The organism is Methylobacterium sp. J-048, from assembly GCF_022829515.1.
In the GTDB taxonomy this organism is placed as follows: domain Bacteria; phylum Pseudomonadota; class Alphaproteobacteria; order Rhizobiales; family Beijerinckiaceae; genus Methylobacterium.
The window spans coordinates 1-8,270 of record NZ_JAKSYL010000197.1 but is presented as its reverse complement, the minus strand read 5'-3'; the positions used below and the strand labels follow the sequence as shown (position 1 = coordinate 8,270).

The 8,270-nt window shown below is 71.0% G+C and carries 8 protein-coding genes; 4 read left to right on the top strand and 4 right to left on the bottom strand.

The window, feature by feature from the left end:
• On the top strand, nt 1-558 hold a 558-nt coding region (locus MKL09_RS19945), incomplete at its 5' end, for an APC family permease (protein WP_244023005.1).
• Here MKL09_RS19945 and MKL09_RS19940 read toward each other — a convergent pair.
• The 4 genes from MKL09_RS19940 to MKL09_RS19925 form a co-directional block, all read right to left on the bottom strand.
• On the bottom strand, nt 542-952 hold the full coding sequence (locus tag MKL09_RS19940; RefSeq protein WP_244023003.1) for a flagellar basal body rod C-terminal domain-containing protein: 411 nt from the start codon (nt 950-952) through the stop codon (nt 542-544). The two genes, MKL09_RS19945 and MKL09_RS19940, sit on opposite strands and share 17 nt — an antisense overlap.
• Before the next feature lie 65 nt (nt 953-1,017).
• Nucleotides 1,018-1,878, bottom strand: a complete 861-nt coding sequence (locus MKL09_RS19935) for a formyltransferase family protein (RefSeq protein ID WP_244023001.1) — start codon at nt 1,876-1,878, stop codon at nt 1,018-1,020.
• A complete protein-coding gene (locus tag MKL09_RS19930) occupies nt 1,878-2,645 on the bottom strand; it encodes an SDR family NAD(P)-dependent oxidoreductase (RefSeq protein ID WP_244022999.1) in 768 nt (255 codons plus the stop codon). Before MKL09_RS19930 ends, MKL09_RS19935 begins: the two co-directional genes overlap by 1 nt.
• A 121-nt stretch (nt 2,646-2,766) precedes the next feature.
• A complete protein-coding gene (locus MKL09_RS19925; RefSeq protein WP_244022997.1) occupies nt 2,767-4,074 on the bottom strand; it encodes a capsule biosynthesis protein in 1,308 nt (435 codons plus the stop codon).
• A gap of 348 nt (nt 4,075-4,422) precedes the next feature.
• On the opposite strand from MKL09_RS19925, the gene MKL09_RS19920 reads away from it, so the two are divergent.
• From MKL09_RS19920 to MKL09_RS19910, 3 genes are all read left to right on the top strand, one after another.
• Nucleotides 4,423-5,919: a capsular biosynthesis protein gene (locus MKL09_RS19920; protein ID WP_244022995.1), complete on the top strand. Its 1,497-nt coding sequence runs from the start codon at nt 4,423-4,425 to the stop codon at nt 5,917-5,919.
• Nucleotides 5,920-6,129: 210 nt separating this feature from the next.
• The gene (locus MKL09_RS19915; protein WP_244022994.1) at nt 6,130-7,623 is read left to right on the top strand and encodes an LTA synthase family protein; all 1,494 of its coding nucleotides are present in this window, start codon (nt 6,130-6,132) and stop codon (nt 7,621-7,623) included.
• A gap of 206 nt (nt 7,624-7,829) precedes the next feature.
• The coding region (locus MKL09_RS19910) for a polysaccharide biosynthesis/export family protein (RefSeq protein WP_244022992.1) at nt 7,830-8,270 on the top strand (441 nt) is incomplete at its 3' end.

Below are 8,270 nucleotides of genomic sequence, written 5' to 3'. Positions count from 1 at the left end.
CCCTACCGGGAGCTGGACGTCGCCGACCCGATCGCCAAGGCGATCGACCGTCTGGCGATGCCCGGGCTCGCCATCGTGATCAAGATCGGCGCCCTGATCGGGCTGACCACCTCGGCGCTCACGGCGCTCTACGGGCAGGGCCGGATCTTCTTCGCCATCGCCCGGGACGGGCTGCTGCCGCCCCTGTTCTGCCGGGTCGATCCGGCGACGCGGGCGCCGGTGGCGAGCCAGGTGGTGATCGGGCTGTTCACCGCGGCTTTGGCCGGGCTGGTGCCGATCGACATCCTGGGTGAGCTCGTCAGCATCGGCACGCTGCTGGCGTTCAGCCTGGTCTGCGGCCTCGTGCTGATCCTGCGCCGGACGGAACCCGACCGGCCCCGGCCGTTCCGCGTGCCGGCGGCGCCGCTGATGGCCGCGCTCGGCATCCTGTCCTGCCTAGTGCTGATGGCCTCGCTGCCGGCGGATACCTGGGTCCGGCTCGCGATCTGGCTGGTCATAGGTCTGGCGATCTATGCCGGCTACGGCCGGCGCCACGCCCGGCTCACCCGAGCAGGTTGAGCGTGGCCTGGGCCACCGAGTCGATCGAGGCCGAGGCGCTGAGGTTCAGCTCGTAGTTCCGGATCACGGTCTGCAGGTCGGCCGATTCCACGGCGACGTTGACGTTCGGCAACCGGACATAGCCCTGCCGGTCGGCGGCGGCGTTGGACGGGTCGTAGCGCCGGCGGAAGTCGCTGGAATCGCGTGCGATGCGGCCCACCGGATCGCGCGGGCTGTCGGGATCGACCGGCTGGAACACCGCGATCTTGCGGGCATAGGGCGTCCCGCTCGGACTGGTCGGTACGGAATCGGCGTTCGCGATGTTCTCGGAGATCGCCCGGATCCGCCCGCCCTGGATCTGACGGCCGTAGGCCAGCACGTCGGAGGCCACCTTGAGGGCGCTGGTATCCGGCATTGGGCGGGCTCGATCGGTGGCGGGAAAGGCTGAACGATCCTTTACGAAACAGCCTTAAGGGCCGGTTAAGCGGCCCGGCCCGACAGGCTCACCGCTTCGCGCAGGTCCCGCCCATCGGTCAGCCGCAGGCCCTTGCGGCGCAGGGAGGCCAGCAGCGCGCGGTCCGGGAACGGGCAATAGGGCAGGACCTCCGTGGTCCGGCCCTCAGGGATCCGGCCCGTACGGGCGATCGCGTCGAGCAGCGGGTCGAGCATCCCGCGCCCGTGGGCGTGGAGCGCCACGGCCGCCCGGGTGGCGGTGGTGTCGGCGGGCAGCGGCACGGCTTCCTGGGCGAGGATCGCCCCGGTATCGATCGTGGCGGCCAGCCGGTGCAGGGTCATGCCGAAGCTGCCCGGCCCGTCGGCCAGCGCATGGATCGTCGGCACCGGCCCGCGATGGCGCGGCAGCAGCCCGGGATGGCCGTTGATGCCGCCCAGCCGCGCCAGCCCGATGGTCTCGGCCTTCAGGATCTGGTCGAAATGGTAGGTCAGGATCAGGTCGGGAGCGGTCTCGCGCAGCGTCTGCGCGACCTCGGGACCGTTGACGTCGTCGACCGTCAGGATCGGGATGCCGAGGCGCCGGCACAGGGTCTTGAGCGGCGTCGATTCTGGCGCGTCGCCGCTGCCGGCGACCGCCTGGGTCAGGGGCGCCAGCGGGCGCAGCAGGTCCGGCAGCCCGAAATTCACCGCGAGGTAGGGCAGGATCCCGGTGCCTGAGCGCGTCAGGTGCTTGCGGACCTGCCCGGTCAGGCCGCCGCTTGACGGCCGTTCCGCGTTCGAGAGCCCGACGAAGGCGATGTCGGCCCGGTGATCGGCCACGAACCGGCGCACCACCCGGGCATTGGGCAGCGCCTCCAGGACGAACAGAGCGATCCGGGCGCGGGCCATCAGCGGCGCGGCCGGCGCTGGAACCGGAAGGCGTAGAGGCCGGCCCGGCGGATGCTCTCCGGCAGCAGCAGTACGGTCCGCGCCAGCGCCGCCAGCGCGAACGGGAAGGCGATCACGTCGCGATCCTTCGCGATGCCCTTGGCGATCTGCTGGGCCGCTTGCTCGGCGCTCATCTCCAGCGGCCGCCAGCCCTTCAGCTCGCCGCCCATCGGGGTCTTCACGTAGCCCGGGGCCACGACGTTGACCTTCACGCCGCGCGGCCCGACCTTCTGGCGCAGAGCCAGCCCGTGGGCGACCAGGGCGGCCTTGGCGCCGCTATAGGCCGGGGCATCCTGGAGCGGCGCGTAGGCCGCCAGCGAGGACACCAGCACGATCTGCCCGCGCCCGCGCTGGAGCATCAGGGTCAGGGTCGGCAACACGATGTTGAGCGAGCCGGTGTAGTTGATGTCGGCGGTCTCGAACGCCGTCTCCTCGGTCTCGACCTCGCCCTTCTGGTTGCCGCCATTCACCGCGGCATTGGCGATGACGAGGTCCAGCGGCTGGGCCGCGTCGGCCTTGTGGATCAGGGCGATCGCGGCGGCCCGGTCGCGGGTGTCGAGGCGCACGGGCTCGACACCCGCGCCGCTGGCCCGGCAATCCCGGGCCACGGCGTCCAGGCGGTCGGTATTGCGTCCGATGAGGATGAGGCTCGTGTCGGATCGCGCGTAATGGCGTGCGAGCGCAGCGCCGATACCGCTCGACGCGCCAGTGATCAGAATGCGGGGCATGACGCGGGTGCTACGCCGCGGAGCACGCAAAGATCAAGACCGGGAAGGGCTCACCGGCGACTTAAAGGCTTTCCGGGACCCGGAAACCGTCAGCGAAAACCGACAGGCTTCCCGCTACGCTTCAATAGACAGGCGCGAGCTGTCCGTCGCTCTCGCCGCCCTCGCGGATCACCCGCGCCGCATGCAGCATCGAATCCGGCAGGGCCGATTCCATCCGCGGCACCGAGCCGGCCACGGCCCGCTCGATCGCGCCCTTGGAGAAGAAGCCGCCGTTCACCTGGGTCCGGTGCAGCACGACCCGGCGGAAATCGGCCATCAGGCCCATGTCGGGCGGGGTCGGGTTGGTCCAGAAGCCGTCGAGATCGCCCTGATGGGTCAGGCCGGCCATGTTGTAGATCGCGGTGCCGACCGCATGGGTCGGGCGGCCCATCTCCAGGGACAGCATCCCCACCGTCGAGTTCACGATGACGACGCCGCGCGCACCCTTGATCAGGGCCGGCAGGTCGCCGCCGTCGATGAAGTCGAGCCGGTCGCCGACGCCGTGGCGCCGGGCCGAGGCGCGGGCGAACTTGCGCCAGTTGATCAGGCCGCTGTCCAGCGGATGCAGCTTCACCAGGAGCCGCGTCGGCGCCGAGGACGCATCCGCGAAGGACTTGATCACCCGGTCCATGAAGCCCTCGACGCCGAGGAACGGCGAGTGGACCCGGATCTGGTAGTCGCTGTCGAGCTGGAGCGGCAGCAGGAAGTAGTCGCAGCCGACCGCGCGGTAGATCTCGTCGCAGCGCGCCGCCTCGCGGCGGGTATGGGCGCGGCGGCTGAACTTCTTGATCCAGCCTGCGTACTCGGCCGCGATATGGGTCGGCCGGTGGCTGCGGAAATGCGGGAAGAGATAGGGGAACGCGATGTTGGCGACGTTGTAGCTCACGTCCCAGACGCTGCGGCGGGCCATGTCGCCGGTCGACGGCATCGCCCGGCCGGGCTGGGGCAGGCGCCGCGCCAGGGCACGGACCTCGGCGGCGGTGCGCGGCAGGGACGAGAAGCCGTTCACGCCGCCGAGCTCGCAGGTGATCCAGTTGGGGCGGATATAGCCTTCCTCGAACACGTGGACGCGCAGGCCGCGGACTTCCGCGATCATCCGGGCAGCCCGGTGGAACGGCCGGCAATCGCCGAACAGCACGATGTCGGTGACGCCTTCGCGGTCGAGATACGATTCGAGATAGGTGCCCCAGGCCTCGCGGCGGCCGCGGTAATTGTCCGCGTTGCCGTTCCAGAACAGCCAGTCGCCGGGGCAGAGGTTGATGCGGCGGACTTCGTGTCCCCGGGCGCGCAGCGCCTTGCCGAGATCGGAAAAGAACGGAGAGGCGATGCCCTGCAAGAATAGAAAGGTCGCAGGGCGGTCGCGGAGGGCGTCGGGGGCGGTCTTTTGCATTCCGCGGCGCTTCTATCCTTGACCCTTGGCCGGGCTGAGCCGGACCAGAAAGAGTAAACAGAGTTGGCACGCAGCAACACGGCCCGGCAATCCGAGGCCGCGCCGCAGGACGGCGTTTCCGCTCCGGCGTGGCCCGTCTGCAACGGTCGCGCGTTCGCGGCCACCGCTCGGATTGAAGGGGCAATCACGGCGACGATATGTCCAAAACCTTTCCAAGCCGTGACGCTTGGGTGATCGGCCACGATTGTCCCCGCCATCCGGGTGATTCCGTGCCGGCCATCCCATCCGGGCGAAAATGCGCTACAGGCGGCCCGAACGAGTCAGCCGACCGGAGCCGGGCGCCCCATCATGTCCCTTGAACCGATCCCGTCGCTCTACGCGACCGGCCGGACGATCCGCCGCCTGCGGGCGGAGATCGAGGCCGCGACGGGCTTCGCCTTCGGCCGGGTCCGGCCCGGCGCGGTCGGCGTCGTCTGGGGGGTGGGGAGCCTGCCGGCGCGGCTGCTCGGGCTGACCAAGCGGCGACGGCTGGTGGTCGCGCCGGGCCCGTTGCTCAGCCCGTATGACAGCCCGGAGACCGGGTTCGCGTCCCTGCGGCTCAGCCTCGACGGCAAGCCGCTCGGCGGGGAGGGCGGGGTTCACTATCTCGATCCCTGGACCCGCCAGCCGATCGGCCGCGAGGCCTGCGCCGAGCACGTCGCCTGGCTCGCCGCGCGGTTCGCCGAGAACGACCGGCGGGTGGTCTATGTCGGCATGTCGCGCTGGAAGCGGCCGGCCCTCGACGTGCTCGGCACCGGGCCGGCCGGCCGCCCGGTCCATACCATGACGGCCGAGGCCGCGGTCGAGGCCGGCCGCCGCCATGACGGCCGGATCCTCGCCTGGGCGACCCGCGCGCCGGGCAAGCTGGAAGACGCCTGCGCGCAGGCCGGCCTGCCGCTCGCCCGGGTGGAGGACGGCTTTCTGCGCTCGGTCGGCCTCGGCGCGAGCCTGCAGCCCGGCGCCTCCATCGTGGTCGACGATCTGGGCATCTATTACGATCCGCGCCGGGAGAGCCGCCTGCAGCGGCTGCTGGCCGAGTCGGATTTCCCGCCCGAGCTCGTGAGCCGGGCCAAGCGCCTGCGCGAGGAGGTCGTGGCACGCCGGCTCAGCAAGTACAATGTCGGCCTCGACGCCGCCGCCCTCGACTGGCCGGCCGGCCGGCGGATCGTGCTGGTGCCCGGGCAGGTCGAGGACGACGCCTCGGTGCAGCACGGCTCGCCGCTGGTCCGCTCGAACCGGGCGCTGCTGGAGGCCGCGCGGCGGCGCAACCCCGACGCCTTCCTGCTCTACAAGCCGCATCCCGATGTCGAGGCGGGGTTCCGCCCCGGCATCATCCCGGAGGCCGAGGCGCTCACCCTCGCCGACCGGATCGTGGGCGGCATCAGCATCGTCGACCTGCTCGACCGGGTGCACCACGTCGAGACCATGACCTCGCTCGCGGGCTTCGAGGCGCTGATCCGCGGGCTCAGCGTGGCGACCCATGGCCGCCCGTTCTACTCGGGCTGGGGCCTGTCGGAGGATCTGGCCCCGGGGGCCGATCGCGGCCGCAAGCTCACGCTGGACGAGTTGGTCGCCGGCGCGATGATCCTCTATGCGCGCTACCTCGATCCCGTGGCGATGAAGCCGTGCAGCCCCGAGCGGCTCCTCGACCGGCTCAGCGCCGCCAGGGAGGCGGCACCACGCAGCGCCCTCTCGATCGGCCGCACCGCCCATCTCGTCATGCGGGCGCGCTACGGCCTGTTCAATCCGATCGTGCGGGCGCTCCGCAGCCGCCGCGGCGTCGGCCGCGAGGCGGGTCCGCGCTAGGGCGGGGGCAACGGTGGCATCCACGATCCTAGTTTCTTTTTACGATCACAATGGGATAGAGCGAGTTCCTTTCGCGGCAAACGAAGTCTCGGCCCCGAGGCATCCGCATCAAGGCACGCCGCAAAACCCTTGTTTCACCATATTTTCTCGTGCCGGGTCGCCTCCCGTACCGACCGCACGCGCGCTTGCCCCTCTCCGAGTTCCTAGACCTTGACCACGTTCCTCATCGCCGCCGGCCTCGCGCTCGCCATCTGCCTCGCCCTTGAGGTCTTCGTCGGCGATTCGCTCGGCCCGGCGAGCCTGGCCCCACGCGACCTCGCCCTGCGGCTGCTCGGCTATCTGCTGATCCTGCTGTTCTGGTTCGTCTTCTCGTGGCGGCCCTGGCTTGCCGGGCTGACCTGCGTGGTCTCGGTCGCGGCGCTGATCTATGTCAGCCGGGCCAAGCGCTCGGTGATCGGCGAGCCGCTGCTGTTCAGCGATTTCGTCCTGCTGCCGCAGGTGCCGCGCCATCCGCAGCTCTACTACATCCCGCCGCTCTGGGACCCGCGCATCTCGGTTCCGGTGGCCCTGACCCTGGTCGCGACGGTGATCTGGTACCGGACCGAACCGAGCGTCCTGCCGGAGGCGCCGATCCCGCGCGTTGCGGCGATGCTCGGCCTGCCCCTGGCCCTGTGGCTGCTGGTCCGCGCCGCGTCCCGGCCGCCGCTCGCTGGGCTGGTTGCACGCTGGTTCCCCGAGCCCGACCTGGAGTCGGATGTCGCCCGGGTCGGCCTCCCGGCGAGCCTGCTCGGCTACACCGCCCGGGCGCTGGCGGGCAGCGCCCCGGTTCCGGAGGTGCCGACCCTGCCGGCCGGCCCGGGCGACGACGTGGTGGTGGTGATCCAGCTCGAATCCTTCATCGATCCGGAACGCCTCGGCGGCGCGAAACTGCCGGCCATGGATCTGTTCCGCACCCGGGCCGCACAGTACGGCCGGCTGCGGGTTCCGGCGCACGGCGCCTACACGATGCGCAGCGAGCACGCCGTGCTGACCGGCCGGCCCTCCGACAGCCTGGGCTTCGGCCGCTACGATCCCTACACGTCCCGCAGCGGCGACGAGCCGACCAGCCTCGCCCGGCTGGCCAGCGGCCGGGGTTACGAGACCCTGTTCCTGCACCCGTTCCACAGGGACTTCTTCCGCCGGGCGAAAGTCATGCAGGCCTTCGGCTTCGGCGATCTGGTGATGGGCGAGGCGTTCGAGATGGCGCCCCGGGTCGGTCCCTATGTCGGGGACGTGGCCCTCGGCGAGCGCCTGCTGGACGAGGTCCGGGGGCGGCGCACGCCCTTGTTCCTGTTCTGCGTGACGATGGAGAATCACGGGCCGTGGAAGCCCGGGCGGCTGCCCGGGATCGACGCCCCGGAGGCGCAGTACCTCCACCACGTCGTCAATACCGGCCGCATGATCGAGAACCTCGTGGCGGGGCTCGAGACCATCGCCCGTGAGCGCGGCCAGTCCATCACCCTCTGCGTGTTCGGCGATCACGCGCCCTCGCTGCCGACCTGCAAGCCGGGCTTCGGCGGTCAGGCGACCGATTACGCCGTGTTCCGGTTCGGCGGCGAGCCGGTCCCGCCGCGGCGCCTGGACATCACGGCCGACGCCCTGGGGCGGGATCTGCGCGCGACCCTGGCCCGTACACTTGCGGAGACACCGGCAAGGGCGCGATAAGGTTAAGCTTGACCGCAGCGAGCTTGGCCGTGCCACGCTGGTGTCGCATTGGCAGCGGATAGCGAAGGCTGTCCCGGAAGCGGGTTCCGCGAGGTACCCGCCCGTTCGACGCGGCCGTTAAAGCGATCGCAGCGTTTAGCGGTCACCATGGATGTCCCGGTCCGAGCCAGCGATGGCGCGGAGGCCGGCGAGGAGAAGTCTCTGTGATGCTGCGTAAGACGGCGCTCACCGCGCTGATGGCCGCCCTCGCGGCGGGGTCCATCGGCGGCTGCACCTACCTGCCCGCGGCGGGGCCGACGGCGAGCGCGATCGAGGCGGGCGCGGAAGTCGCGACCGCAGACGGCGGCACGCTCGCCCGCTACGAGATCATCGACGTCACCCCCTCCGTGATCGAGGCCCTGCGCGGACGCCCGCTGGACAGCCTGCTCGCCTCGTTCGGCGACCACCGCCCCTCCACCGAGCCGGTGATCGGCGTCGGCGACATGGTCTCGGTCTCGGTCTGGGAGGCCGGCTCCGGCGGCCTGTTCTCCGGGCCGCTGGTCGCCGACCGGTTCTCCGCCGGCTCCAAATCCGCCCTCATCCCCGAGCAGCCGGTCGGCCGCGACGGCGCGATCTCGGTGCCCTATGCCGGGCGCATCAAGGTCGCA

What these genes read in the sequence shown, in the direction of transcription:
- MKL09_RS19920 (WP_244022995.1), top strand. Translation starts at nt 4,423, where the DNA reads ATGTCCCTTGAACCGATCCCGTCGCTCTACGCGACCGGCCGGACGATC.
- MKL09_RS19925 (WP_244022997.1), bottom strand. Translation starts at nt 4,074, where the DNA reads ATGCAAAAGACCGCCCCCGACGCCCTCCGCGACCGCCCTGCGACCTTT.
- MKL09_RS19930 (WP_244022999.1), bottom strand. Translation starts at nt 2,645, where the DNA reads ATGCCCCGCATTCTGATCACTGGCGCGTCGAGCGGTATCGGCGCTGCG.
- MKL09_RS19940 (WP_244023003.1), bottom strand. Translation starts at nt 952, where the DNA reads ATGCCGGATACCAGCGCCCTCAAGGTGGCCTCCGACGTGCTGGCCTAC.
- MKL09_RS19935 (WP_244023001.1), bottom strand. Translation starts at nt 1,878, where the DNA reads ATGGCCCGCGCCCGGATCGCTCTGTTCGTCCTGGAGGCGCTGCCCAAT.